This window comes from Roseburia faecis (genome assembly GCF_001406815.1).
In the GTDB taxonomy this organism is placed as follows: domain Bacteria; phylum Bacillota; class Clostridia; order Lachnospirales; family Lachnospiraceae; genus Roseburia; species Roseburia faecis.
The window spans coordinates 1-391 of sequence record NZ_CVRR01000096.1 but is presented as its reverse complement, the minus strand read 5'-3'; the positions used below and the strand labels follow the sequence as shown (position 1 = coordinate 391).

Here is a 391-nt window from a genome sequence, read left to right as displayed (position 1 = left end):
CCCTTATGAGATAATCGTAAGGGAAATAAGGGAAAGTTTTATTTAGTCATTGCCTGCCACTTTATCAAGTAACCTTGCAGATTCCCGCTTGGCTTTTCTTGTAGAGTGTGCATAGACATTCATGGTGGTACTGACATCTGAGTGCCCTAACAGTTCCTGCACATCCTTTGGTTCTGCTCCATTTGCCAGAAGGTTGCTTGTGTAGGTGTGTCGCAACTGGTGAAAATGAAATCCTTCAAATCCATCCAGTTTCTGAGCAATCTTCCTGCAAACAATTCCTAACGTGCTTGGCAGTTCCAAACTTCCATCCGGTCTTAAGCAGACAAAGGATATTTCCTTATAATCTTCTGGAACATTCTCTGTTCCGTCCAGATGATAGAACTCATAGTAA

General features: G+C 42.2%; 1 protein-coding gene. It reads right to left on the bottom strand.

The genetic code is table 11. From position 1 onward, the window contains the following. Positions 1 to 42 precede the first annotated feature (42 nt). Positions 43 to 391, bottom strand: a 349-nt coding sequence (locus M72_RS16135) for a tyrosine-type recombinase/integrase (RefSeq protein WP_176694808.1), incomplete at its 5' end; no start/stop codon positions are given.